Below are 26,402 nucleotides of genomic sequence, written 5' to 3'. Positions count from 1 at the left end.
TCGGGCTGACAGGTGTCAAAGGAATAGGGAAACGAGGACGCGGATGCGAGATTGCTGTCAACGGATGCGAAATTGCTTGACAGTTTCGCATCAATCATATATTGTAATAGCGCCGGATAGGGTCCGGTTTATTTAATTTTCTTAGGGAGGCTCTCTATTTATGACCCAAGGAACTGTGAAATGGTTTAACGAGGCCAAGGGCTACGGCTTTATCACGACCGATGAGGGCAAGGACGTCTTCGTTCACTACAGCGCCATCATGGGCGACGGGTTCAAGACTCTTGCGGAAGGACAGAAGGTTTCCTTCGAAATCACACAGGGCGCCAAGGGGCCTCAGGCTTCCAACGTCCAGAAGGTGTAGCGCGCCCGCCCAATCCCTGAATCCAGACGATGAGATGAAGGACGGCCTCGTGAGGCCGTCCTTTTTTTGTTTTTCCCCAGATGGAAACGAACCGCAGGAGCGTGGAAATCGAAATGCATATTTCTCTTGACAGCACAGGAAATCAAACGAATACTCGTGGTCGATTGCGGGTGTCTGTGAGGAACCACCGTGGGCGGGCTTCGCGACGGAAGAGAGGTTGACTTTCCCGCAACCGGAAGGTGTATATCCGTTCGGTTTCCGGGCCTGCGGCGACCCGTTCGAAATTATCAAGTGAGGTGACGGTGTATGAGACGACATGCGATATGTCTTCTGGTGTCGGCGGTCCTGCTGTGGACGGCGGGAGCGTCCGCCGGAGAGCTGGATGTGAGAGCGTATCTCGATCTCGTGAAGCGGACGAACGAGGATATCCGTTCGTCGTTGCGGCAGGTGGAAGCGAAGTACTATTCGGTCCGTTCGGCCGTTGCGTCTCAACGGCCGTCGGCGGGACTCAGAGGAAGTGCGTCCCACGTGACGGGAGATGTCGGAGGAGATTACTCCCTTTCTGCGGCGATCACGCATCGCTTCGACATATCGGGCGTCTACGGCGCCCAGGAACGTCAGCTCGTGCTCGGTTACGAGATCGCCGCTTCGGAATACCTGACGCTCGTCAACTCGCTTCTGGCCCAGGCCGAGCAGACGTACTGGACGGCCGTTCTCGCGCGGGCCAACGTTCAGCTCCAGAAGGAAACGCTGACACAGCGGCTCGAGAACCTCAGGATCACCGAGGAAAAATACGCGAATCAGCTCGTCCCGAAGCTCGACGTCATCCGCGCGTCGGCGAAGGTGGAGGAGAGCAGGAGCTTTCTCGTCGAAGCGGAGGCCCAGTTCACGGATTCGCTTTCCCGGCTGTCCGCGCTCGCGGGAGGGGAGGCTGTGGTCCCGCTCCAGGCCGAACTTGTCGTACCGGGGATGAGCGTTTCGGGGGATGCCGGGATGGCGTGGAAGTCCCGGCCGGACGTCCGCTCCGGGACGCTCGCGGTCGAACGTTCGAAGGTCCTCAGGTCGCTTGCGGCGAAGGGGATGTCTCCGACCCTTGACGGTAGCGTCGGGTACGTCTTTCTGACGGATTCCGAGAAGACGACGCCTCCGGAACAGGAGGCACTCTTTTCCCTGACTGTCACTCTTCCCGTTTCCGACGGAGGAAAGACGAAGGCGGGCGTGCGGGAGGCTGAGAAGGCGGTCGAGGCAGCCGAGGCCGCGCTCCGGTCGAAGCGCAACGAAGTGACGAAGGAACTTGCCCTTGCGGAGAACGAATGGCGCAGCGCCGTGGCCGTGGAGCTCAGCAAGCGGTTGCAGGTCGCGCGGTCCGACGAGGAGCTCAAAATCACGCAGCTCATGTACAACGAGGGAATGGGAGCCCAGATCGACCTCCTGAACGCACAGGTGGAGAACCGCCAGGTCAGGACGGATCGACTGAACGCGATCAAGGGGATGTATCTGGCGCTGGTCAGCCTCAGGAAGGCGATGGGGCAATACGTCGCCGGATACGCGGTTGGCGGCGGACACTGACGGAGGAGGAAAGATATGGAACAGAAAGGCGCGACTCCGGCGGGGCGGGGCTTCTGGTCCCACTTTTTCAGTCGGGGCTTCTGGATCGTTCTTTTCGGAGCGGTCTTCGTATTCGTGGGATACCGGCTCGTCTTTCCCCACACGGCGCGTTCGGGTGCCCCGAGTTCGGCCGATATCCGCGCCGAACTCGGAATTCCGGTCGCTGTGTACAGAGTGGAAGAGGGACGCTGGGATCTCTGGAAGACGTTTTACGGACAGGTACAGTCGGCAACGACGCAGCAGGTGTCGGCGTTCGTTCGCGAATTCATCACGGATGTCGCCGTTCAGGTCGGGGATCACGTCAAGGCCGGCGATATCCTCGTGGAACTCTCGCGCGAACTAGAGGGAACGCACCTCTCCGCTCTGACGGCGGATTACCAGGACGCCGTCAAGGAGTACGAACGGAAGCGGAGTCTGCACGCCGCAGGAGGTATTTCGAAACAGGAAGTCGAGAAGGCGTACGTGGCGATGCAGCAGAAGAAATCCCAGCTGAACGACGTGAATACCCGCCTCTCGCGCACGGTCGTGCGTTCGAAGCTGACCGGAGTCGTCGTCGAGAGAAACGCCGAGGTCGGCGAAATCGCCGAGTCCGGCCGTCTTCTGCTGAAAGTGGCGGATCTCGCGAACCTCGAGGTCGACGTCGCGCTGGCTCCGGCCGATACGATCCGCGTCCGCCCCGGGGTTCCGGCGCGCGTTCATATCCAGGGGCTCACGTTCCCCGGCGCGGTGAAGCGGATCGATCCCGGCGCGGACGCGGTCACCGGAATGTACACGTGCGTCGTTGCGTTGCAGCCCGGGGCGAACTTTCTTCCCGGGATGTTCGTCGAGGTCGAGCTCCAGGTCGACTCGCGGAACGGAGTGATCTCCGTTCCGTATGAGGTTCTCAGGCGCGAGGGGGACTCGACGGTCGTGTTCGTTATATCGGGCGACAGCGTCTTCCGACGCGCCGTCACGCTCGGCGACGGACAGGGCGGCATCGTCGAGGTTCGCTCGAAACTCTTTTCCGGGGACGTCCTCGTGAAAGAAGGCCTCAACAGCGTCTACGACGGCGCGAAGGTCTGGATCCGCGGAACCTCGGACGATATCGTCCCGACCTCCGCCGGTTCGGGGAAAACGAAGTAGGCGGATCTGCGACATGGGAGTCCTGCGAATGTTCATCAGGCGTCCGGTCCTTACGACCGTGACGATCCTGCTCGCCGTGGTCATCGGTATTTACAGCTATCTGAGCCTCGGAGTCGCGCTCATTCCGAAGGTCGATATCCCGATCGTCGTCGTGAGCACCATTTACGAGGGGGCCGGCCCGTCGGAGATCGAATCGCTCGTGAGCAAGCCGATCGAGGATGCCGTCGCGCAGGTCGAAGGCATCAAGCAGATCAAGAGCTACTCCGTCGAGGGGGCCTCGTTCGTCGTCGCCGAGTTCAAGTACGACGTCACCATTTCGCAGGCGGTCCTCGATGTGTCGAATCGCGTGAAGGCCATCGCCTCGCAGCTTCCGGAGGACGCGAAGGAACCGGTGACCGAGAAGGTCGACATCAACGCGGAACCGTTCATCACAATCGCGGTGACGTCCGACCTGCCGCCTGAACTTGCCTACGACGTCGTCGAAGACAAGATCCAGCGTCGCCTCACGCAGCTCCAGGGGCTCGCGAAAGCCGACATTCTCGGCGGCCGGAAGCGCGAGATCAACGTATACATCGATCCGGCGAAACTCGCCCATTTCGGCGTGACCCTCGGCGAGGTCATCCGGACCCTGTCCGTCAATAACTTCAATGATCCCTCGGGGCATATCGCGAAGGGAGATCGCGAGCTCACCGTCCGCGTCATCGGGCAGGTCGGCGACCCTGCCCTGCTCGGCGAAATCCGCCTTTACAGGAAAGACGGCGTCTCGATCCGGCTCTCGGACTTCGCCCGCGTCGCGGACAGCACCGAAGAAGAGCGGGGATACGCGACATACCGGGGGCGCAAGGCGATCTTCATCGAGTGTATCGCGAGCCCGAACAGCAACGTCGTCTCGCTGAGCGCAGAGATCAGAAAGGAACTCGACAGGATCCGGGAGTTCCTTCCCGAAGGGTTCGACGTCGTCGTCACGAACGACGATTCGAACTTCATCAAAGAGGCCATATGGAACGTCTTCACCAACATGGGGCAGGGGATCCTGCTCTGCGGGCTCGTGCTCTTCCTGTTCCTGCAAAACATATCCGTCACTTTCGTCGTGGCGCTCACGATGCCGACAGCCGTCATCGCGACGTTCATCCTGATGTACGCCTGCGACATCACGATGAACATGATGAGCACGCTCGGGCTCGCGATCTCGATCGGAGTGCTCGTCAACAACGCGATCCTCGTGTTCGAGAACGTCTTCCGCTACCGCGACATGGGGTATGGCCCGATCGAGGCCGCGGAGAAGGGGACCGGGGAAATCGCGATCTCGGTTCTCTCGACGACGTCGACGAACCTCGGCGTCTTCATCCCCGTCGCATTCACGCAGGGGATCGCGGGACAGTTCCTCCGGGACTTCGCGCTTACAGTCGTCTTCTCCACGATCTTCTCGCTCTGGACGGCGCTGACTTTCACACCCATGATGGCGGCCCGGACGCCGTACGGCACTCCCGGACGGCTGACGCGTTTCCTCACGGGATGGTGGATCTGGCTCTACTCGGGGTTCGAGGACATTCACCACGTCCTCGTCTCGAAGAGCCTCCGGCATCCGTGGCTGACGTTTCTTCTCTTCGGAGTCCTGTTCTACGGATCCGTCCTGCTCTGGCCACGTCTAGGCGTCGAGTTCGTCCCGAAGGTCGACGAGGGGGTCGTGAAGATCGATCTCGAACTCCCGACGACGGCATCGCTCGCGTACACGCGCCGCGTGACGGATCGGATAGAGGCGTTCGCGAGCGGGCTCACGGGGGTTGCGACCGTCGAGGTTCTCGCGGGGGGCAACAGAACGAATTCCGGCGTCAACAGGAGCCGCGTGCGACTCTTCATGACGAGGGATCCCGGCCGTCCGACGACATTCGACATCGCCGACCGGCTTCGTCCGTTCCTCGCAGGAATTCCCGATCTCACGTCGACCGTCTCCGCGGCGGAAAGCGGCGGCGGTCCTGGAAAACCGATCGAAGTCTCGGTTATCGGCGACGACATCGAAACCCTGAACGCGATCGCGATGCGGATGCTGGCATTCGTCCGCGAGACGAAAGGAGCGGTGGACGCCGACGTCGACTGGCGGCTCGGGCGTTCGGAACTCAGGATCGAACCGAACAGATGGCGTCTGGGGCAGCTCGGTCTGACCGTCGACGATGTCGCGGTCGCGACGCGGGGGTATATCACGGGGAAGAAATCGGGAGTTTTCCGTTCGGAGGGAAAGGAATACGACATTCTGGCGCGGCTGGAACCGTCGAAGGTCGATACGGTCTTTCAGATTCCAGACCTGCCGGTTCCGGCGCGTGGCGAATACGTACCGCTCAAATCCGTATCCGACATAACCTACGGCCTCGGGCCGACGCGGATCCTCCGGACGGATCGGATGCGGGCGGTTACGGTCACGGCGGACGTCTCGGGGCGTTCGGTCGGCGAGGTCTTCGCCGAAATCACGAAGAAAATCGGAGCCATCGAAGTTCCGCACGGATACAAGATAAAGTACGGCGGTGAAGTCGAGGATATGCGGGAGAATTTCTTCTACCTCGGCATCGCGTTCGTCATGGCGATCGTCCTGACGTTCCTGATGATCGCGGCGATCATCGAATCCTACCTCTACGCGTTCGTCATCATGCTGACCGTTCCGCTCGCGGCGATCGGAGTGATTCCGCTGCAGTTCATCACGAACACGAATACGTCGATCTATGGCATCCTGGGATTCATCATGCTCGTCGGCATGGTGGTCAACAACGCGCTCGTGATTCTCGACTACGCGGAAATGGTTCGCAAGGAAGGCACGGATCCTACGGAGGGCATTCTCGAGGCGTGTACGGTGCGCCTGCGCCCGATCATCATGGCAGACCTGACATCAGTCATCGCGATGATGCCGCTTGCGCTCGGGCTCGGGGCGGGGGGCGCCTACAGGGCGCCGATGGCGATCGTTTCGATCGGTGGCATCGTCGCCGGAGGGAGCCTCGCGTTGTTCGTCATTCCCTCGGTGTATTCGCTGATATGGAAGTTTCGCGTGTGGAGGAACCGGAGACAAATGGCGCGAGCCTGACGCGCGGCGGAGAAAATTTTATCTCCTCGAAAACGGCGGATCGTTCCCGGATGGAATGATCCGCCGTTTTTATGAAAGCCTTTTCTCGATATTGTCGTCTTTGAGAGAGTCTTTTTGATTTATTGTATGCGATTTGCCAAACCCGTCTTCGGTCGCTATAATCTCGCGCGTGAAACAGACCCTCCCCCTGAGGTAGTTTTTTTGTGTGAGTAAAGGAGGCGGATCTATGGCCCGGAAAATGGGTGTTTTCCCACTGATATTCGCGGTCATGGCGGTATTCGCGCTCGTCCTGTGCTTCGCGACGCAGGCCCGTGCGGAAGGTGAACGGCTGGACAGACTGCAGATCCAGCCGCTCCGGACAAAACCCTCGAAGAAACATCAGATCGACGCCCGGAAGATCAAGAAGGGCGTCATTGCCGAACGGCTCCGGAAGAGCAATTCGGAGCTGGATGCGGCGAAAGCGGTGGTTTGGGCAAACTACATCATGGACGCCTCGGACGAATTCGGCGTCGATCCCTTCATGATCTCCGCTATCATCGTCAAGGAGTCGGGGGCCCAGAGCGACGTCCGCTCGCGGACGAGCCACGGGCTTATGCAGATCAACTGGAAGGCCCACCGAAGCGGCCTCACGTCCTCGTTCTCCGACATCGAGACCCGAACCGACATCTACGATCCAAAGAAGAACATCCTCGCGGGGACGTATATTTTCTCGTGCTATCTCAGGTCCTCGAGAGGCGACATCCAGAAGGCGCTCAGGCGTTACGTCGGCGGAAACGCGCCGAAGTACGTATCCGGCGTGATCAACTGCAGGAAGGAGCTGGACACGCGCTTCGCGCAGCACGTCAGCGCCATCGGCCAATAGGGGAAGGACAAGGGGAAGGATGGAGGCAGACCGCACCTCGAGGGTGTGCGGTCTGCCGCCTTTTTGTGTCTCGGACCACATTTCGAAAGGAGAGCGGACAGCGTGACAGCCCATAGCGGCGCCGCGGAGCGGCGCGAGTTTCAGACGGAAGCGAAACAGATTCTCGAGATGATGATCTACTCGGTCTACTCGCATCGGGAAATCTTCCTGAGAGAGTTGATATCGAACGCGTCGGACGCGCTCGACAAGCGCCGTCTCGAGGCGATCCGGAATCCCGAAATCGCTTCGGAATACGCGCCGAAGATCCGGATCGACCGCGACGAGACGAACCATGTTCTCTCGATATCGGACAACGGCATCGGAATGACGCGCGGCGAAATCGTCGATTTCCTCGGCACGATCGCGCGCTCCGGTACGAAGGAGTTTCTCGACCGCGTGAAGGAACAGCCGGGAGAGAATATGGCGGAGCTTCTGATCGGCCAGTTCGGCGTGGGGTTCTATTCGAGCTTCATGGTCGCGGACAGGGTCGTCCTCGTGACGCGACGGGCGGGAACCTCGGAAACGTGGCGCTTCGAATCGTCGGGCGACGGAACCTACACGATCGAACCGAGCGGAGAACCGGGCGCGTTCGCCTCGCTTCCCGGGGGCACGGGGACGACCGTGTCGCTCCATCTCAAGCCCGAGGACGAGGAAAGAGGCGTGGAGGACTACCTGGCGGAATGGAAGATTCGCGAGATCGTCCGGAAGTACTCCGATTTCGTGTCCTATCCTATCGAGATGGCCGTATCGTCGGAGGAAGATGGAAAGGGCGCGACGGAGGACGTCGTCCTGAATTCGATGAAGGCCATCTGGACGCGGCCGGAATCCGAAGTCTCCGCGGACGAGTATTCGGAGTTCTACAGACATCTTTCTCACGACACCAATCCGCCGCTCCGCAGAATCGTCTTCTCCGCCGAAGGAGCGACCGAATTCCGCGGGCTCGTCTTCGTTCCGTCGAAGGCGCCCGCCGATCTTCTTTTCAGGGAACGGCAGAGCGGCGTCAGCCTCTATATCAGACGTGTATTCATCATGAGCGGATGCGAGGAGATCGTCCCCGGATATCTCAGATTCCTCCACGGGGTCATCGATTCGGAGGACCTGCCCCTGAACATCTCCCGCGAGATCCTGCAGAACGATCCGAAGCTCCGCATCATGAAGCGGAGTCTCGTCCGTCGGGTGCTCGCGAGCCTGAAAAAGCTCCGCGACGAGGACCGCGACGCCTACCGTTCGTTCTGGAGTGAATTCGGCGCCGTTCTCAAGGAGGGGATCGTCCGGGACCCCGACATGAAAGAACAGATTCTCGACCTGTGCCTCTGGAAGACCACGAAAGACGGAGGCGATACGACGCTCGACGAGTATGTTTCACGGATGGCCGAAGGACAGGACGAAATCTACTACCTGACCGGACGCGACTGCGAGACGCTCCGGAGTTCCCCGCACCTCGAGGCGTTCGTCGCCGAGCGGCGCGAGGTTCTGCTGCTCTGCGATCCGGTCGACGATCTCGTCATGCCGATGACCTTCGAATACAGGGAGAAGAAGCTCCTTCCGGTCACCAGGGAAGGAGTGGTCCCCCGGAGAACGGGCGCGAGGAAAGACGACGAATCCGCGGCAGGCGTGCGTGCCGAGTCGCTGCGATCGCTGATCGACGCCGCGAAGACGGTCCTTTCGGATGTCGTCCGGGATGTCCGGATCTCCGAACATCTGACGTCGTCCCCTGCCCGTCTCGTTTCGGATCCGAACGCGCTCTCTCCGCAGATGGAGCGCATGTTCCGGGAGATGGGACAGGCCGTTCCGCCGACGAAGAGGATCCTCGAACTCAACGCGGAACATCCGCTCGTTGCCGGGATGAACGCCCGGATCGCGTCGATGGACGACGCGGAGAAGACGTCGCTTCTCGGACTCCTGTACAATCAGACCCTTCTTGCGGAGGGGGTCGTTCCGGAGAAGCTGCCGGATCTCGCGCGAGGGATCGCGATGGTGATGGAGGGGTACCTCGGAAAGATCGCGAACTTGGGTTCCGGGGAGAACGATCATATAAATTAATTTCCCTTTTATTTTGGCATTGACAGGTTCCACGGCTTGGGATACGCTTTTGATCGTATGGTCCGCATCACCATATCTTACAAGGGAGGCAGGTTCATGAAGAAGGCACTGGCACTCGTCACGGGTCTGGCACTTGCGTTGATGCTGTCGGGCGCGGCGTTCGCCGCGGAAGCTCCGTTCCACATCGGTATCTGCACCGGGACGGTTTCCCAGTCGGAAGACGATCTCCGCGGCGCGGAAAAACTCATCGAGCTCTACGGTGACGTCAAGAACGGCGGCATGATCCAGCACATCACGTATCCGGACAATTTCATGACGGAAATGGAAACGACGATCTCCCAGATCGCGGCTCTTGCGGACGATCCCAAGATGAAGGCTATCATCGTCAACCAGGGAATCCCGGGAACGGCTCCGGCCTTCAAGAAGATCCGCGAGAAGCGCCCCGACATCATTCTCATGGTCGGAGAAGCGCATGAAGACCCCGGCACGATCGAGCCCGTCGCGGACGTCGTGATCAACGCCGACAACATCGCACGCGGCTACCTCATCATCGAGGCGGCCAAGAAGATGGGCGCGAAGACCTTCGTCCACATCTCCTTCCCGCGCCACATGAGCTACGAACTCCTCTCCCGCCGCCGGAACATCATGGAAGTGGCGTGCAAGGACATCGGCCTGAAGTTCGCGTTCGAGACCGCTCCGGATCCCACGAGCGACGTCGGCGTTCCCGGAGCGCAGCAGTTCATCCTCGAGAAGGTCCCGGCCTGGCTCGACAAGTACGGCAAGGACACCGCGTTCTTCTGCACGAACGACGCGCATACGGAACCGCTTCTCAAGAGAATCGCCGAACTCGGCGGCTACTTCGTCGAGGCCGACCTTCCCTCGCCGCTCATGGGGTATCCCGGAGCGCTCGGCATCGAACTCTCCGACGTCAAGGGCGACTGGCCGAAGATCCTGAAGAAGGTCGAAGACGCGGTCGCGGCCAAGGGCGGCGCCAAACGCATGGGAACCTGGGCGTACTCCTACGGCTACACGAACTCCGCGGCTCTCGGCGAACTCGCCAAGACCCTCATCGAGAGAAAGGAAACCCCGAAGGATCTCAAGGTCAAGATGAAGGACATCACCGCGGCGTATGAAAAGTACACCCCGGGCGCCAAGTGGAACGGCAGCATGTACACCGACATCGCGACGGGCGTCAAGAAGAAGAACCACTATCTGCTCTATCAGGACACCTACGTGTTCGGGCTCGGCTACCTCGGCATGACCAAGCTGACGGTCCCCGAGAAGTACTTCACGGTGAAATAACCGATACCCTTTCGTCACACGGGGGGAGAGAGGCATCCTCTCTCCCCTTTTCCATGCGGCGGCGCAGGTCGGAAATCAGAGACGGGGCCCGGAGCGCTTTACGGACCCTGCTTCGCAAAGAGGTGATGGTGGTTCATGGAAGGTCATGAGCTTCTCCGGATGGAAGGGGTCGGGAAGTCCTACTTCGGGAACAGGGTTCTCTCGAACGTGAACTTCACCCTGAAGAAGGGACAGATTCTCGGGCTCGTCGGCGAGAATGGCGCGGGCAAGTCCACCCTCATGAACATCCTTTTCGGAATGCCTGTGATTCAGGAGACCGGCGGATACGAAGGCAAGATCTTCATCGACGGCAACGAGGTTTCATTCGCCAGCCCCTTCGAGGCGCTCGAGGCGGGCGTCGGAATGGTGCATCAGGAATTTTCCCTTATCCCCGGATTCACGGCGGCCGAAAACATCGTCCTGAACCGGGAGTCCACGAAATACAACATCCTCGTCGAAGCGTTCGGCGATCGCCTGAAGACCCTCGACAGACGCAAGATTCGTCAGCGCGCCGAAAAGGCGATCGAAACGCTGAATGTCGACCTCCACCCGGATATGAGCGTTTCCGAGATGCCCGTCGGGCACAAGCAGTTCACGGAAATCGCACGGGAAATCGACAAGGAGCGCACCCGCCTCCTGGTTCTCGACGAGCCCACGGCGGTCCTCACCGAGACGGAGGCGGCGATTCTCCTCAAATCCATGAAAAAACTCGCCGGACTCGGCATTTCGATCATCTTCATCTCCCACAGACTTCAGGAAATCCTCGACGTCTGCGACACCATCATCGTCCTCCGCGACGGAGAGGTCGTCCGCGAGTTCGAACCCGAAAAGACCGACCTCATGTCGATCGCCTCCGCGATGGTCGGACGGTCGATCCAGGGGCAATCGAGGCGGACGCAGGAGGATGCGGACCGGACATCCGGCGACGTCGTCCTGACGGTCGAGCACCTGTGGGTCGACATGCCCGGCGAGACGGTCCGCGACGTGAACCTCGAAATCCACAGGGGCGAGATCTTCGGCATCGGCGGTCTCGCGGGCCAGGGGAAGCTCGGCATCGGAAACGGAATCATGGGACTCTACGCGTCCGGCGGGACCGTGACCTTCGACGGCCGCAACGTCCCCCTGAACGATCCGATGGCGCCGATGTCGATGGGCATCGCGGCCGTCTCGGAGGACCGGCGTGGCGTGGGGCTCCTCCTCGAGGAACCAATCTCGTGGAATATCATCTTCACGACGCTCCAGGTGCAGAACCGGTATCTCCGGCCGATTCTCGGAGGACTCGTCAGGATCCGCGACGCGGCGGCGATCCGCGAATGCGCGAAACATTACATTCAGGCGCTTGAGATCAAATGCGTCTCGGAGAGGCAGCGCGTCGTCGAGCTTTCCGGGGGGAACCAGCAGAAGATCTGCCTCGCGAAGGCATTCGCGCTCGAACCGAAGCTCCTCTTCGTCGCGGAACCGACGCGCGGCATCGACGTCGGGGCGAAGAAGGTCGTTCTCGACACGCTTCGTGAGTACAACCGGAAGAACGGGACGACGATCGTCATGATCTCCTCGGAGCTCGAGGAGCTCCGGTCGATCTGCGACCGCATCGCGATCGTCGACGAGGGACGCGTCGCCGGAATCCTGCCCGCGACGGAGCCCTCGACGGAGTTCGGCCTTCTCATGCTCGGCAAGGTCGAAAAGACACGGGAGAGGGTGACGGCGTGATGGAGCGGATCAGATCGTTCATCGACGCGGCCGGATGGCCGCGGATCATCATCGCACTGTTCCTCCTCGGACTTTTCGTCGTCGCGCCGTTCGTCCAGGTCCGTCTCGACGCCTCGATCAGCGACACGCTCGTGCGCTTCGGGATGAACGGCGTCATGGTGCTCGCGATGGTGCCGATGGTCCAGGCGGGCTGCGGCCTCAACTTCGGCCTGCCGCTCGGGATCATCGCCGGTCTTCTCGGGGCGATCACGAGCATCGAGCTCGAACTCACGGGAATCCTCGGCGTCCTGGTTGCGATGTGCATCGCGATCCCCATCGCGGCGGTGTTCGGGTGGGCGTACGGTCTTCTGCTCAACCGCGTCAAGGGCGGCGAGATGATGATCGCGACCTACGTCGGCTTCTCGTCGGTCGCGTTCATGTGCATCATGTGGCTCCTGCTGCCCTACAAGAGCCCGAACATGGTCTGGGGGTACGCCGGAACGGGGCTCCGGACGACGATCTCCGTCGACGGCTACTGGATCCGGGCGATCAGCGACTTTCTGTCATTCCAGCAGGGGAAATACTTCTACTTCCCGACCGGGATGTTCCTCTTCCTCGCGCTGCTGTGCGTCCTGATGTGGCTCTTCATGAGGACGAAGACCGGAACGGCGATGACGACCGTCGGATCGAACCCCGACTACGCCCGCGCCTCGGGCGTCGACGTCGACCGGATGCGGACGATCTCCGTCATCCTCTCGACGGTTCTCGGCGCGATCGGAATCATCGTCTACCAGCAGAGCTTCGGGTTCATCCAGCTCTATATGGGGCCGTTCTACATGGCCTTCCCGGCGGTCGCCTCGATCCTCATCGGGGGCGCGTCCGTCAACAAGGCGACGATCCTGAACGTCATCATCGGAACCATCCTGTTCCAGGGGATTTTGACGATGACACCGTCGGTCATCAACAGCATCGTCCAGACCGATATGTCAGAGGTGGTGCGTATCGTGGTGTCCAACGGCATGATCCTGTACGCGCTCACGCGCGTCGTAAAGGTGAAATCCCGATGAAATACACTCTCAGGGAACAGATTTCGCATTTCCTCGTGCAGTATGCGGTGCCGATCATCTTCGTGCTCCTGAGCGTCTTCGCGATCCCGCTCTCGCGGTTTTCGACGCAGTATCTCGTTCAGGAGATGGTCGCGCGGCTCGCCCGGGACTCCTTCCTCGTGCTGTCGCTCCTCATCCCGATCATGGCCGGGATGGGACTCAACTTCGGGATGGTCCTCGGCGCGATGGCGGGGGAGATCGGGCTCATCTTCATCACCGACTGGAACGTCATGGGTATCCAGGGGATGTTGCTCGCGATGATCATCTCGACGCCGCTCGCGATCTTCCTCGGCTGGATGTGCGGCGTGATCCTGAACAAGGCGAAGGGGCGGGAGATGGTGACCTCGTTCATCCTCGGCTTCTTCATGAACGGCGTCTACCAGCTCGTCGTGCTCTACGGATTCGGGAACATCATCCCGATCAAAAATCCGGCCCTCGTGCTGTCGCGCGGCTTCGGGATCCGGAACGTCACGAACCTCGCGGGTATCCGCCACTGCCTCGACGACCTGTTCTCCTTCAATGTCATGGGGATCACGATCCCGGCGGCGACGTTCCTCGTGATCGGCGCGTTCTGCCTGTTCATCACGTGGTTCTCGCGGACGAAGCTCGGACAGGACATGCGCGCGGTCGGTCAGGACCAGGAAGTTTCCGACTCCACGGGAATCCCCGTCGAGCGGACGCGGATCATCTCGATCGTCATCTCGACGGTTCTCGCGTGCTACGGCCAGATCATCTTCCTCCAGAACATCGGAACGATGAACACCTACAACAGCCACGAGCAGGCGGGGATGTTCGCCATCGCGTCGCTTCTCGTCGGCGGGGCGAGCGTCTCGAGGGCGACGATTCCGAACGTCTTCCTCGGCGTCATCCTCTTCCACCTGATGTTCGTGGTCTCTCCGATGGCCGGAAAGTACCTCATCGGCGAAGCGCAGCTCGGGGAGTTCTTCCGGGTGTTCGTCTCCTATGGCGTCATCGCGATCGCGCTTGTGCTCTACTCGTGGCGGCGCCACAAGGAACGGGAACGGGCGCGCCGGAGCCTGAGGGGGGCGGCATAGCATGAAGCGGCAGTACGTCATCGACGCGCTCATCGTTCTCGCGCTCGTCGCGTTCTCGGTCTTCCTCTACCAGTCGGGCAAGGGGTACACGCTGATCTTCGACAACCGGGATATCACCATCGGCGACACAAGCTACCCGGCGCTCCCGTATATCCGGGTTTCGCTCGGCGGAGTTTCTGGACGGCCGCTCGAGATCATGGGAGGGGACCGGGACATGATGACGGTGATGGGGCGGAAACACGTCCTGAAGGTCGAGATCCTCTCCGACGACGAGGAGACCGTCACGGCGACATCCGAGCACCGCTTCGTCATCCGGTACGACGGCGGAAATCTCCTGAGCATCCCGGCGCTTCTGAGCGGGGATGCGGAGTGGAACCGGCGCATCGAACTCAATGTCGCGCCTCCGAAGGAGGACGAAGCGCCGAAAGAGGAGATGCCGGGAACGGGAAATCCGAAATAGCCGGAAAGACGACCGGGGGGCGAATAGAGCCCCCCGGTTTTTCATTTCGGGAACGGAACACCCCAGGATTTTTCGAAAACGGTGTCTTCCAGCGACATCCGCGTCCTGGGAGCGGTTTCGCGTTCGCGGAGATCGTCGGGGAGTTGCGCCGGATCTCCCGCGTAGCCGACGGCCATCGCAGTGACGGGGTCGAATCCCTCCGGAACGCGATAGAGATTGCGGATCCGTTCGACACTGAATCCGGCCATCGGATGGACGAAGAGCCCCATCGAGGCGGCCTGGACCGCCATGTTTTCGATTGCCATTCCCAGGTCGTGAAAGGCCCAGCGGTTCTCAGCGCCGTTATGCGAGAACGTTCGTTTCGTCACGCCGAACATCAACGCGTGCGCTTCTTTCGCCCATCGGACGTTGCCCTCGACAAGACACGAAAGCGCGAGATCGAACGCGTCTCCGTCCCCGCGCATCGCGACGAGAAACCTCCACGGCTGTTCGTTGTACGCGGACGGGGCCCATCGTGCCGCCTCGAGCAGCGAGAGAATCGTACCGTGGTTGACCGGAACGGGTGAAAATGCCCTCGGACTCCATCTTCGCGCGATCGCCTCGAGAACGGGGTGTCCGACCGGCGCGTCGTGATTCATGATATCCTCTCCCTTCGGCAGTTTTCGAAAATGATTCTATCGGATATCATAGCGAATGTGTTTCCGGAACGGAATATCCCGTCGTCCGTTCGATATCGCGAAGGAGTGATCGATTCCGTGAATGTCCTGCGAATATGCGGCAGGCCCGAGGTCGTTGAGACGAGACTCCTCGTCGTTTTCGTGAAAGAGGGGAGCGAGCAGCCTTCCCGCGGGCTCGGCGAACAGCTGTATCCGATCGTCCGGCGCCACATGGACCATGCCTCATTCGTCGCGAAGAAGGGAAAGTCGCTGCTCATCCCCATACCCGACGCCCCGGAAGGCGTCCGCGTCGGCAACGTGCTTCTCGTGTGTCTCGGCAACGGGGCGTATGTCGACGATCTTCGCAGCCGCACGGCGGAGACGGTACGGCGCGCCCGTGCCCTCAAGATAGACGAGATGACGATCCTGCTCCCCGACGAGCCCGACGAGGCGACGAGCTGCGCGGTCGCCGAAGGCGCGGTTCTGGGTTCGTACGTCTTCGAGAGATATATTTCGCGCAACGGAGACGAGCGGCCCCAGCCGGTCCGTCAGGTCGGTATCTGCGACGGGAACGAGGCGGGAATTTCGAGGGGGGTCGTTCTCGCCGAAAGCCAGGTCTTCGCGCGGGATCTCGTGAATGAGCCCGCCAACGTCGTCACCCCGGTCACGATGGCCGAAACCGCTGATGCCACGGCCCGGGAGTTCGGCCTCGAGTGCCAGGTCTGGGACGAGTCGCGGCTCGAGCGGGAGCGCATGAACGCGCTGCTCGCCGTGGGACGGGGATCCGCCGTGCCTCCGAGATTCGTCCACCTTGCGTACCGTCCGGTCCGCTGCGCGCCGGGGTGTCGCGTTCCGCGGGTCGCGATCGTCGGCAAGGGGCTCACGTACGACAGCGGCGGACTCAACATCAAGACGGGAGACTCGATGCGGACGATGAAGGGCGACAAGACCGGCGCCTGCGACGTTCTTGGAGTCATGCGAGGCGTCGCGAGACTCGCGCCCGCGGTCGAGGTCCACGGAATCTTCGGGGCCGCGGAAAACATGCCTGACGGCGGAGCCTTCAAGCCCGACGACATCGTCCGCGCGCGCAACGGAAAGACGATCGAGATCGACAACACGGACGCGGAGGGACGCGTCACGCTCGCCGACTCGCTGAGCTACGCGTCCGAACTGGCTCCTGACGCGATCATCGACATCGCGACGCTGACCGGGTCGTGTGCCGTGGCGCTCGGAAACTGGACTGCGGGGTTGTTCCCGGGGGACGAGACGCTTGCGCGCGATATCGAGGCGGCCGCGAAACGATCCGGCGAACGCCTGTGGAGGATGCCGATGGACGACGAGAAGCTGCGGGAAGCGATCAAGTCTCCCGTCGCGGATGTCCTGAATTCGGGGACCCGCTACGGCGGGGCGATTTGCGCCGCGATGTTCCTCCAGTCGTTCGTCGCGGAGGGAATCGCGTGGGCGCATCTCGATATCGCGGGCGTGGACATGTACAAGGAGGAGACCGGGATCTACGGCAAAGGAGCGTCTGCGTGGGGCGTCCGGCTGTGCCTCGAATATATCCGCAGCCTCGCGGAAGGTACGGAGGCGTGACCCCGGGCTACTTGCCGATGCAGAAGTCCCTGAAGACTCGTTCGAGGACAGCGTCGTCGCCCGAGAGCCCGAGAAGGCGGTCGAGGCTGCGATGCGCGTCCGACAGGCAGCTCGCTCCGATGTCGGGGGTGAGCCCGGCTTCGAGCGCCTCTTCGGCGCGCGAGAGCGCGTCGAGCGCGTTGCGGATCTCGTCCACCTGACGCGCGGTGGCGTTGAGCCCGGCATCGAGCGTCCCGGCTCCCGCGGCCTCGGCGACGATGGCGTCCTTGAGGGCTTCGAGTCCGGTCGCCCTGACGGCGGAGATCGGAAAGACGGGACTTCCGGGCAGGAGGTCGGCGATCTCTTCGTCGGGGGCCACGCACGGAAGATCGGCCTTGTTCCGAGCGACGAGGTGCGGCAGGCTCCGGATGCCTTCGATGATCTCTCGGTCGGTATCCGTGAGCGGCGAGGATCCGTCGAGGACGAGAACCCGGAGGTCCGCCTCGCGGAGCGCGTCGCGGGCGCGCTTCACGCCGATCGCTTCGACCTCGTCGCCTGGGGCGCAGATTCCGGCCGTATCGACGAGCCGGATCGGAATCCCGCGATATGTGAGAACCTCTTCGATCAGGTCCCGGGTCGTCCCCGGAACCGCCGTGACGATCGCGCGGGACTCGCGCAGAAGCGCGTTGAGCAGCGAGGATTTGCCGACGTTCGGCTTCCCGACGATCGCGACGCGGATTCCCTCGCGCAGGATCAGACCGATGGAGCATCGGTCGTACAGATCCTCGAGGCTCTGTCGGATGGTCGTGACCGTCGCGTCGAGATCCTCCGGAGAGAGAGGGGGGACGTCGTCTTCGGGGAAATCGAGTCCGGCCTCGACCTGCGCGAGAAGCCCGACGATCTCCTGCCTGATCTCGGACGCGAACGCCGACAGATCTCCCCGGAGCGTCCGGGTTGCCGCCCGGAGTGCCTCCTCGCTTCTCGAGCGGATGATCCCGAGAACGGCTTCGGCCTGCGTCAGGTCGATGCGGCCGGACAGAAGCGCGCGTTTCGTGAACTCCCCCGGGAGAGCGAGGCGCGCCCCCCGGCCGAGAAGCCGCCGGAGGCAGAGCTGCGCGACGAGCGTCCCTCCGTGAGTGTGGATTTCGGCGACGTCTTCGCCCGTGTAGCTGTGCGGCGCCGCGAACCACACGGCGAGCACCTGGTCCACGGCGGCGCCGCATTCGTCGAGGAGGAACGCGTTCCGCATCATCCTCGGGCGGCTCTTCCCGAGCGGAACCGCACAGGACAGGACCGAATCCGCCATATTCCGCGCCTCCGGTCCGGACAGACGGACGATCGCGATTCCCGCTTCGCCCCATGCCGTCGAAATGGCCGCAATGGTTTCCTGCGTCATCCGTATCCTCTCCTCGTGTCGGAGTGTCGGTCGCTTCAGAATACCACAGTTCGGTCGGGAGAGACGAAAAACGGCGGCTCCCCTGGGGGGCCGCCGTTCATATTCCGCGCGAATTTTACGGGAGAAGCTCCCGCATCGCGTCTCCGAAACGCCTGACGCCTTCGCGGATGTCGTCGGCGGACGCGAACGTGTAGCAGACGCGGCAATGATGGTCACCGCCGTCGGCGTTCGGATAGAAAGGCTTCCCCTTCACGACCGCGACGTTCCGGGCGATGGCCCGGTCGAAGAGCGCATCCATCGCGATGTTCGGCGTCTCGAGCCAGAAAAAGAATCCGCCCTCGGGCTTCGTGTAGCGGAACTCGCCCTTCGGCAGGAAGGTGTCGAAAGCCTCGATCATGACGTCGCGCTTCGCCTTGTAGTGCGCGATGATCTTCGGCAGAAACGCGTCGAGGCAGCCGAGCTTCGCGTAGCGGTAGACGATTGCCTGGGCGACGACGCTCGTGCAGGTATCGACTCCCTGCTTGAAGACGACCATCTTCCGGATCAGGTCGCGGCTCCCGCAGCACCAGCCGACTCGTGTCCCGGGTGCGAGGATCTTCGAGAAGGAGCCCGCGTAGATCACGTGTTCGCCGCCGTCGAGCGAGAAGAGCGTCGGAAGGTGTTCCCCGTCGAAACGGACATAGCCGTAGGGATCGTCCTCGAAGATCGCGACGCCATACTCCCGCGCGATTCGGACGAGCGCCTTCCTCCGCTCGAGCGACATCGTGACCCCGAGCGGGTTCTGGAAAGTCGCGATCGTGTAGACGAACTTCACGACCTTGCCCTCGTGCCGTGCCTGTTCGATCATCGCCGGAAGGCGGTCGACCATCATACCCTCGGAATCGCAGGGGACGCACAGGAACTTCGCGCCGTGGTTGTACATGTCGGTCGTGACGCCGAGGAACGTCGGCGCCTCCGTGATGACGTATTCGCCGGGATTCACGGTCGCGAGCGTCATGAGGTCCGCGCCCTGGATCGAGCCGGACGTGATGAGCATCTCCTCGGAATCGACGGTTCTCCCGAGCCGTGGCGCACACCACGAGGAGAGGAACTCCTTGAGCGGCGCGTACCCTTCGGTCGCTCCGTACTGGAGGATGTCGCGTCCCTCGGTTTTCAGGATCGATGCGGCGTCGGCGAACTGATCGACGGGGAAGATCGCGGGATCGGGCATCCCCCCCGCAAACGAGATCATGCCGGGCTTCCGGCAGGACTGGAGCATGTCCCGGATCGGAGACGGCCTGATGCCCCGGGCGGCGGTGCTGAACAGAGAATCCCAGAATGCGGTCATTCGGATACTCTGCTTCCTAAACTGCCTTGATGGCCATTTCGTCGATCGCCTGGGCGAGACGGCTGACGCCTTCCTCGATCTGCGCGGGCGACGAGAACGTGAAGTTCAGGCGTGCGGCGTGCTTTCCGCTTCCCGGACGGACGCAGAACGGTTCGCCGATGACGAACGCGACCTTCTTCTCGATCGACTTTCTGAAAAGTTCCGCCGTGTCGATCTTGCCGAAATCGAGCCAGTAGAAGAATCCGCCGTCGGGCTTGACCCAGGAGACCCCGCGGCTCGAGAGGTGTTTCCTGAAGCTTTCTTCCATCGCGTCGCGCTTGACGCGGTAGTTCTCGATGATGTTCGGAAGGTGCGCGTCGAGGTATCCCCTGTTGCAATACTCCGCGACGAGGGCCTGCGTGATGGGGCTGCAGCAGAGGTCGGTCGCCTGCTTGAAGACGGTCATCTTGCGGATGATCTCCTTCGATCCGGTGATCCAGCCGATCCGGGTTCCGGGCGAGAGGATCTTCGAGAAGGAACCTGCGTACACGACGCCCTCGGGGTCGAGCGAGTAGATCGACGGCAGGTGTTCGCCGTTGTAGCGGACGTAGCCGTAGGGGTCGTCCTCGAAGATCGGAACGCCGTATTTTCGGGAGATCTCGACGAGCTTCTTCCGGCGTTCGAGCGTCATCGTCGCGCCGCCGGGGTTCTGGAAGTTCACGATCGTATAGATGAACTTGGCCTTCTTCCCCTGTTTCCTGAGCTTCTCGAGCTCTTCGGGGATCAGGTCGACCATCATGCCGTCTTTGTCCATCGGAATCCCGACGAACGAGGCGCCGTGGTTGAAGAAGACCGTCAGCGCCGCCAGGTAGGACGGGTCTTCGGTGATGACGACGTCGCCCTGGTCGATCATCGACCACGCGAACAGATCGAGAACCTGCTGCGATCCCGTCGTGATGAGCATCTCCGAGGGATCCGCGACGCGCCCCATGCGCGGGGCCGTCCACTTCGCGAGAAACTCCTTGAGCGGGGGATACCCTTCCGTGGTGCCGTACTGGAGCAGGTTCGCGCCGTCGTCCTTGAGGACGTGGACCCCTTCGTAGAACTTGTCGACGGGGAACACTTCGGGGGCCGGCATCCCGCCCGCAAAGGAAATCATCCCGGGCTGCTTGATGACGGCGAGCATCTCCCGTATCGGCGACGGCCTGTTGTTGTTGGCGATATAGCTGAAGTTTTCCTCCCAGACGCGAGACATATAAATCCCTCCCGTAACGAGTGTCGGCACGCGGAGCATGCCGGATTTCCCGAGTTCTTGGGCTATAGACGGAAAAAAACCGTCAGTTCACTACAATTATAGCATTTTTATGGGATATGCGACTTGTGTAGAGATGGATAATGTATTCATGCAACGTCTCGCACTATCGGTTCCGGTCAGCCTCCGCGGCCGTTTCCCTGAGTCTCTGGAGTCTCCGTTCCGTGGGCGGGTGTGAATTGAAGCCGTTCGGGCTCGTCGTGAATCCAGCGTTCTTCATGCGCTCCATCGCACGGAGGAGTCCCCAAGGGGAGTATCCTGCCTTCACAGACAGGCGGACGCCGTAGTCGTCCGCCTCGACTTCCTGTTCCCGGCTGAAGCCGGATTCCGCAAGGCCGATGCCGACTCCCGCGATTGTCTCTCCGACCCGATCCCCTCTGAAGAGCGTCGCAAGCAGAGTCCACGCGAGATTCCGTCCGACCGTATTCCCGTAGTGCCCGAGCTTGATGTGTCCCGCCTCGTGCGCGAGGATCCCGGCCATTTCGTCTTCGGACTTCAGAAGCGCGATGAGCGATCTCGTCACGTGGAGTTCCTGTCTGTTCGGACCGAAGGCGATCCACGCGTTCGGCTCCTTCGCGTCCTCGAAGTGCACCGGAGACTCCGGGAGCCCCGCGGCCGCCGAAATCCTCTGCCAGACCGCAGCGACCGTCCGGTCGCCCACATCCGCGACCGCGCACGCGGGCGCGAGCAGCCACAAAAGAAACGCCAGCATTGTGATTCCGCGACGTGTCATTCCGGTTCGCCCCCATTCCGAGTTCTGCTAGAATCTTATCATGTGCCGCCCCGGGACTTGCGCGGAAGTCGCAATTTCCGCCGTTTTGCGGACGCGTCTTCCGCGCGTTCGCGGCCATGAAGGCGGCGCGTGCGAAAGGAGTCGGTCCGGATGCTCCTGAAGTTCGTGTCTCCGCTCGCCGTGGGGCTCGCGGTCGCGTTCTGCTATCCCCTCATGTTCTACTTCGCCGAATGGTACGGCCTCGTCGGAGGATGCACGGGCGTCACGACGAGGCCGGAGATCTCCGGGTTCATGCTCGGGGCTCTCCTCGCGGCCGTTTCGGGAAAGGAGTTCGTCTCCCGTCCTGCGTTTCTCGCGGGACCGCTCCTGCTCGGCTTCGCGACGGGGTTCGCGCTTCCGGAGTTTTTCGGCTGTCCCTGGTGCGTCTTCCTGCAGTTCGGATACGGGCACATGGGACGGATCTTCGAGGTCGCCGGCTTCGTCTTCGGCGGCTGGCTCGGTGTGCGCCTGATCCGGAACGGATTCACGATCCAGAACGGGGCGAGCGTCCGCGTCCGGGACGAATGGGCGCGGCGCCTCGTCGTCGCGACGGCTGTCGCGTCGGCGTGCTATATGGCCTGGTCGCTCGATCTGAACTACCCGCGGCAGTACCTGGCCGTCGGAATCGTGATCCTGATCGGGGCCGCGCTCGGGGCCGCGATGCAGAGGGTGCGGTTCTGCGTGATCGAGGGGCTCAGGAACGCCCTGTGGTTCCGCATGCCGTCGGGATTCATCCCGATCGCGTCGATGGCCGCCGGTTCGCTCGTTTACGCGCTCCTGTCCGGGACGTTTTCTTTCGACTTCCTGCCGGACGATCCGCTCAAGGGTCTCTGGCCGACGCTCGTCAAGGCCGTTTCGACGGCCCTCGCGTCGTTCGCGTTCATGCTTTCCGGAGGGTGTACGGTCTGGCACGCGGTCAACGCCGGGAACGGTACCCTCTCCGGGCTCGTCTTCCTCGCCGGGATGTTCCTCTCGACGCTCGCTCACAGGATGAGCGGGCTGGTCGCCCTCGAAAGGGCGTTCGCCGGGATTCTCTTCTCCGGCGAGCCTCGTGTCTCGCACGCGATGCGGACCCTTTCGTCGTCGGTCCTGTCGCTTCTGATCGCTGCCGCGGTCGTCGCGTCCGTTCTCCTGATCTTCCGGTCCACGCTCCGGAGCGAGGAATAGCGTCGGTCGTGGGCAGGGTCAAGGTCGGCAATCTCAAGGCGGGAATGGTGCTCGCGTCGGACCTGAAGGCTCCGAACGGGAGATTCATCCTTGCGAAGGGTGCGGTGCTGATCGACAAGCACACGAAAATGATGAAGGTCTGGGGAGTGGCGGAGGCCGACATCGAAGGCACCGACGACGCCGAAGTGCAGGAACGGATCCGCGTCGACGAAGAAGCGGCCCGGAAGGGCGGGGAGATCGCGTCCCTCTTGTTGCTCCCGGGCGACGGCGAACACGGATGCCTCACGGAACTGAGGCGGATCTGCGCCCTCAGGTTCACCGAACGCCTCGCGGCCGGAACGCCGGGGTCCTTTCCGGAACTCGACGAATTGAACGCGATCCGGTCGGGAGAGCGGGGCTGGAAGCCCGATCCCGTGATTCCGCACGAGGGAATTTCGCCGGAATATCTCCTGCGTCAGGATGTCCGTCTCGTCTCGTTTCCGGACATCTATTTCAAGATCCGCGAAGTCCTCAACTCTCCCGTAAGTTCGGCCACGCACATCGCCCAGGTCGTCAGCAAGGATCCGAGCCTCACCGTCCGCCTTCTCCGGCTCGTGAACAGTTCGTTCTACGGCTTTCCGAATCCGATTACGTCCATTCCGCGCGCCGTCGCCATCATCGGCACGAACGAACTCACGTCGCTCGCGCTCGCAGTCTCGACGATCAGCGTCTTCAAACACGTTCCGCCCCAGATGGTGGACATGAAATCCTTCTGGAAACACTCGATCGCGTGCGGAATCTTTTCTCGCCTTCTCGCGTTCTCGCGGCGCCATCCGTCCGAGGAACGGTTCTTTCTCGCGGGGCTGCTCCACGACCTCGGACGCATCATCATGCTCACGCGCCTTCCGCAGGTGATGACCTCCCTGATGGAACACGCGCGATCCCGGCGCGTTCCGCTCGTCGAGTCCGAGCGAACCTTCCTCGGCTACGACCACGCGACGCTCGGCAACCGTCTCCTCGAGCACTGGAACATTCCCGAGCCGATCCGGGATCTCGTCAGACGCCACCACATTCCCTCGGAATCCGGACCGGCGGATTCCGCGTCCGAGCCATCGACGCGCGACGCGGCGCTTGTCCACCTCGGCGACGTTGTCGCCAACGCGCTCCGGATCGGAACGAGCGGATCTTTTTTCGTCCCGGCCCCGGAGAACGCCGCGTGGGATCTTCTCGAACTCACGCCCCCCGCGCTCGATTCGATCGTCAGGCAGGGAGAGCGGCAGATCCGGGAAATCATGAACGTCTTTCTCGTGTTCTAGCGAGGGTATCATGGGACGTCCCGAAATGGAACTTCGGAGGCTGCGGGAGAGGGTGGACGCGCTCGAAGGGGAGCGGCGGGCCGTTGCGCAGGTGCTCGAGGCGGCGCTTTCGTCGGTGACCTTCAACGTCGCGCTCGACGATTCGTTCTCGGAAGAGGAGCTTCTCCGGCAGACTGCGCATCGTCTGCGCTCGTTCGTGCGTTTCAGGATGATGGCGTTTTCCCTTATCAGCGGGGACAGTCTCGAGTTTTCGTGCCGGCATTGCGATCCTCCGGATTCGCTCGAGTGGATGGAACGGGAAAAAGACATCCTCGTCGAGGACGGGACCGTCGCGTGGTGCATCGACAGGAACCGCCCGGTCACCGTCACGGCCTCCGACGGAACGACGCCGCTGCTGCTCCACGCGATCATCGCCCAGAACAGGAGCATGGGGCTGTTCCTCGGCATTCCCGACGAGGACGCGCGCGACATCCTCGACGTTTCCTTCGCCTTCCTGACAGTCATCCTCGGAGCCGCCGCCGGAATTCTCCAGAACGCCGAACTCTACCGGACCGTCAGCCGTCTCAACGCCGAACTCGAAGGAAAGGTCCGCCGACTCGAGGAATCCGAGCGGGCGCTGGCCGACGCAAGCCGCTCGAAGGACACGTTCCTCGCGAACATCAGCCACGAGATCCGGACGTCGATGAACGGCGTCATCGGCATGGGGCGCCTGTTGCTTCAGACGCCGCTCGACGCCAACCAGGAGGATATGGCAAGAACCATTCTGTCGGAATCGGGGCTTCTCCTGCGACTGCTCAACGATCTCCTCGACATTTCCAGGATCGAGGCCGGACGGCTGGATTTCGAACGGATCCCGTTCGACCTCCGCGAGCTTCTGCGACACATAGCCTCGACCCACCGCCGCATGGCTGCGGAAAAGGGGCTTGGATTCGTCATGGAGACGGACCCGTCTCTCCCGGCCTCTCTCGTCGGCGACCCGGGGCGCGTCCGACAGATATTCGCGAATCTTCTCGGAAACGCGATCAAGTTCACCCACGAGGGGGCCGTGGCTGTCCGCGTAACGGAACAGTCCCGTCGGGAGGGGCGCTGCGTCCTCATGGTCCGCGTCACGGACACGGGCATCGGAATTCCGTCGGAGACGCTCGCCCGACTCTTCCGTCCCTTCACGCAGGCGGACGCGTCGACATCCCGCCTCTACGGCGGCAGCGGACTCGGACTTGCGATCTCCCGGAGCCTCGTCGGAATGATGGGCGGCCGGATCGGGACCGAAAGCGAACCGGGAAAGGGGTCGACGTTCTGGTTCACGCTGGAGCTCCCCGTGGCCGATATGACTTCCGGGGACGCGTGCGACGCGATCGCGTCTTCCGGACCGACGGACGATATCTCCGGGCTCCGGGTTCTCGTCGTCGAGGACAACGCGACGAACCGGCGCGTTCTCGAAGCTCTCCTCGGAAAGCTTGGCGTTTCGGTGGAACTTGTGGAGGGAGGACAGGAAGCGTTGGACGCCCTCGGACGGGAACGGTATGATATGGTGCTGATGGACGTTCAGATGCCCGGAATGGACGGTGTCGAAACGACACGGCGCATCCGGGCGTCCGAAGGCTCCGGCGTCAGGATCCCCATCATCGCGATGACGGCGAACGCGATGAAGGGAGACAGGGAGACCTGTCTGGCCGCCGGAATGGACGGATATCTTCCGAAGCCGGTCGATCCGGCCGAACTTGCGCGAACCATTGCGACCTTCGGACGGACCGGCGGCGGGGCGTGGACCGCGGACGACTCCGAAGTCGTTGCGATGCCTGAAGGAAACGGGATCGCCGCGACGGACACATTCGACCGGGCATCCCTTTTGGAGAGGGTCATATGGGACGAAGAACTCTGTGTTCGGGTAGTGCGGACCTTTTTGGCCGACGGGAAGGCGCTTGTCTCTCAGTTCGAAGAGGCGGCGGAACGGGGGGACGCGGCGGCCGCGAGAGTGGCGGCGCACACGCTCCGGGGAGCGGCGGCGAATGTCGCCGCAAAGGCCCTTTCGGTGCTGGCCTCGCGGGCGGAAGATATTGCCTCTCGGGAAGACCTGGACGGGATGCGCGCCGTATCGGGCCTTCTGAAGGAAGAATGGCGGCGCTTTGCAGAAGTGGCGTCCTTCGGGGACGGCGACGAAAAGGAATGA

At 62.1% G+C, this 26,402-nt stretch carries 20 protein-coding genes; 15 read left to right on the top strand and 5 right to left on the bottom strand.

The window, feature by feature from the left end:
* The first annotated feature begins 160 nt into the window (after nucleotides 1-160).
* From ACZ5IU_RS03360 to ACZ5IU_RS03310, 11 genes are all read left to right on the top strand, one after another.
* Nucleotides 161-361 (top strand): cold-shock protein, encoded by a 201-nt coding sequence (locus ACZ5IU_RS03360; protein ID WP_464420511.1) that lies wholly within the window; start codon nucleotides 161-163, stop codon nucleotides 359-361.
* Nucleotides 362-667: 306 nt separating this feature from the next.
* Nucleotides 668-1,930, top strand: a complete 1,263-nt coding sequence (locus ACZ5IU_RS03355) for a TolC family protein (RefSeq protein WP_464420509.1) — start codon at nucleotides 668-670, stop codon at nucleotides 1,928-1,930.
* Nucleotides 1,931-1,945: 15 nt separating this feature from the next.
* Complete coding sequence (locus tag ACZ5IU_RS03350) at nucleotides 1,946-3,091, top strand: efflux RND transporter periplasmic adaptor subunit (protein ID WP_464420507.1); 1,146 nt, start codon at nucleotides 1,946-1,948, stop codon at nucleotides 3,089-3,091.
* Between the two features lie 13 nt (nucleotides 3,092-3,104).
* Nucleotides 3,105-6,161, top strand: a complete 3,057-nt coding sequence (locus ACZ5IU_RS03345) for an efflux RND transporter permease subunit (RefSeq protein WP_464420505.1) — start codon at nucleotides 3,105-3,107, stop codon at nucleotides 6,159-6,161.
* Nucleotides 6,162-6,387: 226 nt separating this feature from the next.
* Complete coding sequence (locus ACZ5IU_RS03340) at nucleotides 6,388-7,023, top strand: transglycosylase SLT domain-containing protein (RefSeq protein WP_464420503.1); 636 nt, start codon at nucleotides 6,388-6,390, stop codon at nucleotides 7,021-7,023.
* Between the two features lie 102 nt (nucleotides 7,024-7,125).
* A complete protein-coding gene (htpG, locus tag ACZ5IU_RS03335; protein WP_464420501.1) occupies nucleotides 7,126-9,105 on the top strand; it encodes a molecular chaperone HtpG in 1,980 nt (659 codons plus the stop codon).
* Between the two features lie 96 nt (nucleotides 9,106-9,201).
* Complete coding sequence (locus tag ACZ5IU_RS03330; RefSeq protein WP_464420499.1) at nucleotides 9,202-10,407, top strand: DUF3798 domain-containing protein; 1,206 nt, start codon at nucleotides 9,202-9,204, stop codon at nucleotides 10,405-10,407.
* A 135-nt stretch (nucleotides 10,408-10,542) separates the two neighbouring features.
* Nucleotides 10,543-12,156, top strand: a complete 1,614-nt coding sequence (locus ACZ5IU_RS03325) for a sugar ABC transporter ATP-binding protein (protein ID WP_464420497.1) — start codon at nucleotides 10,543-10,545, stop codon at nucleotides 12,154-12,156.
* Nucleotides 12,156-13,202, top strand: coding sequence for an ABC transporter permease subunit (locus ACZ5IU_RS03320; RefSeq protein ID WP_464420495.1), 1,047 nt, complete (start codon nucleotides 12,156-12,158; stop codon nucleotides 13,200-13,202). The genes ACZ5IU_RS03325 and ACZ5IU_RS03320 overlap by 1 nt, the downstream gene beginning before the upstream one ends.
* A complete protein-coding gene (locus tag ACZ5IU_RS03315) occupies nucleotides 13,199-14,296 on the top strand; it encodes an ABC transporter permease (RefSeq protein WP_464420493.1) in 1,098 nt (365 codons plus the stop codon). Before ACZ5IU_RS03320 ends, ACZ5IU_RS03315 begins: the two co-directional genes overlap by 4 nt.
* 1 nt (nucleotide 14,297) lies before the next feature.
* The gene (locus ACZ5IU_RS03310; RefSeq protein ID WP_464420491.1) at nucleotides 14,298-14,756 is read left to right on the top strand and encodes a DUF6672 family protein; all 459 of its coding nucleotides are present in this window, start codon (nucleotides 14,298-14,300) and stop codon (nucleotides 14,754-14,756) included.
* A gap of 41 nt (nucleotides 14,757-14,797) precedes the next feature.
* Here ACZ5IU_RS03310 and ACZ5IU_RS03305 read toward each other — a convergent pair whose 3' ends face one another.
* Nucleotides 14,798-15,394, bottom strand: a complete 597-nt coding sequence (locus ACZ5IU_RS03305) for a nitroreductase family protein (protein ID WP_464420489.1) — start codon at nucleotides 15,392-15,394, stop codon at nucleotides 14,798-14,800.
* A gap of 117 nt (nucleotides 15,395-15,511) precedes the next feature.
* On the opposite strand from ACZ5IU_RS03305, the gene ACZ5IU_RS03300 reads away from it, so the two are divergent.
* Nucleotides 15,512-17,005, top strand: coding sequence for a M17 family metallopeptidase (locus tag ACZ5IU_RS03300; RefSeq protein WP_464420487.1), 1,494 nt, complete (start codon nucleotides 15,512-15,514; stop codon nucleotides 17,003-17,005).
* Nucleotides 17,006-17,012: 7 nt separating this feature from the next.
* Here the strand turns inward: ACZ5IU_RS03300 and mnmE are convergent, their stop codons facing one another.
* The 4 genes from mnmE to ACZ5IU_RS03280 all read right to left on the bottom strand — a co-directional run bounded on the left by mnmE (nucleotide 17,013) and on the right by ACZ5IU_RS03280 (nucleotide 21,731).
* Nucleotides 17,013-18,380 carry a tRNA uridine-5-carboxymethylaminomethyl(34) synthesis GTPase MnmE gene (gene mnmE / locus ACZ5IU_RS03295; protein WP_464420485.1) on the bottom strand — a complete coding sequence of 456 codons (1,368 nt, stop codon included), beginning with the start codon at nucleotides 18,378-18,380 and terminating at the stop codon, nucleotides 17,013-17,015.
* A gap of 115 nt (nucleotides 18,381-18,495) precedes the next feature.
* On the bottom strand, nucleotides 18,496-19,707 hold the full coding sequence (locus tag ACZ5IU_RS03290; protein WP_464420483.1) for an aminotransferase-like domain-containing protein: 1,212 nt from the start codon (nucleotides 19,705-19,707) through the stop codon (nucleotides 18,496-18,498).
* Between the two features lie 16 nt (nucleotides 19,708-19,723).
* Nucleotides 19,724-20,941 (bottom strand): aminotransferase-like domain-containing protein, encoded by a 1,218-nt coding sequence (locus tag ACZ5IU_RS03285; protein WP_464420481.1) that lies wholly within the window; start codon nucleotides 20,939-20,941, stop codon nucleotides 19,724-19,726.
* Nucleotides 20,942-21,104: 163 nt separating this feature from the next.
* Complete coding sequence (locus ACZ5IU_RS03280) at nucleotides 21,105-21,731, bottom strand: M48 family metallopeptidase (protein WP_464420479.1); 627 nt, start codon at nucleotides 21,729-21,731, stop codon at nucleotides 21,105-21,107.
* 150 nt (nucleotides 21,732-21,881) lie between these two features.
* Here ACZ5IU_RS03280 and ACZ5IU_RS03275 point away from each other — a divergent pair, with 150 nt between their 5' ends.
* The 3 genes from ACZ5IU_RS03275 to ACZ5IU_RS03265 are packed head-to-tail and all read left to right on the top strand — an operon-like array spanning nucleotide 21,882 to nucleotide 26,402.
* Nucleotides 21,882-22,937, top strand: coding sequence for a hypothetical protein (locus ACZ5IU_RS03275; protein WP_464420477.1), 1,056 nt, complete (start codon nucleotides 21,882-21,884; stop codon nucleotides 22,935-22,937).
* Nucleotides 22,938-22,945: 8 nt separating this feature from the next.
* On the top strand, nucleotides 22,946-24,232 hold the full coding sequence (locus ACZ5IU_RS03270; protein WP_464420475.1) for an HDOD domain-containing protein: 1,287 nt from the start codon (nucleotides 22,946-22,948) through the stop codon (nucleotides 24,230-24,232).
* 25 nt (nucleotides 24,233-24,257) lie between these two features.
* A complete protein-coding gene (locus ACZ5IU_RS03265; protein WP_464420473.1) occupies nucleotides 24,258-26,402 on the top strand; it encodes a response regulator in 2,145 nt (714 codons plus the stop codon).

The organism is Lactivibrio alcoholicus, from assembly GCF_055390895.1.
The sequence above is the reverse complement of the archived record's forward strand: the minus strand, read 5'-3'. Positions and strand labels throughout refer to the sequence as shown.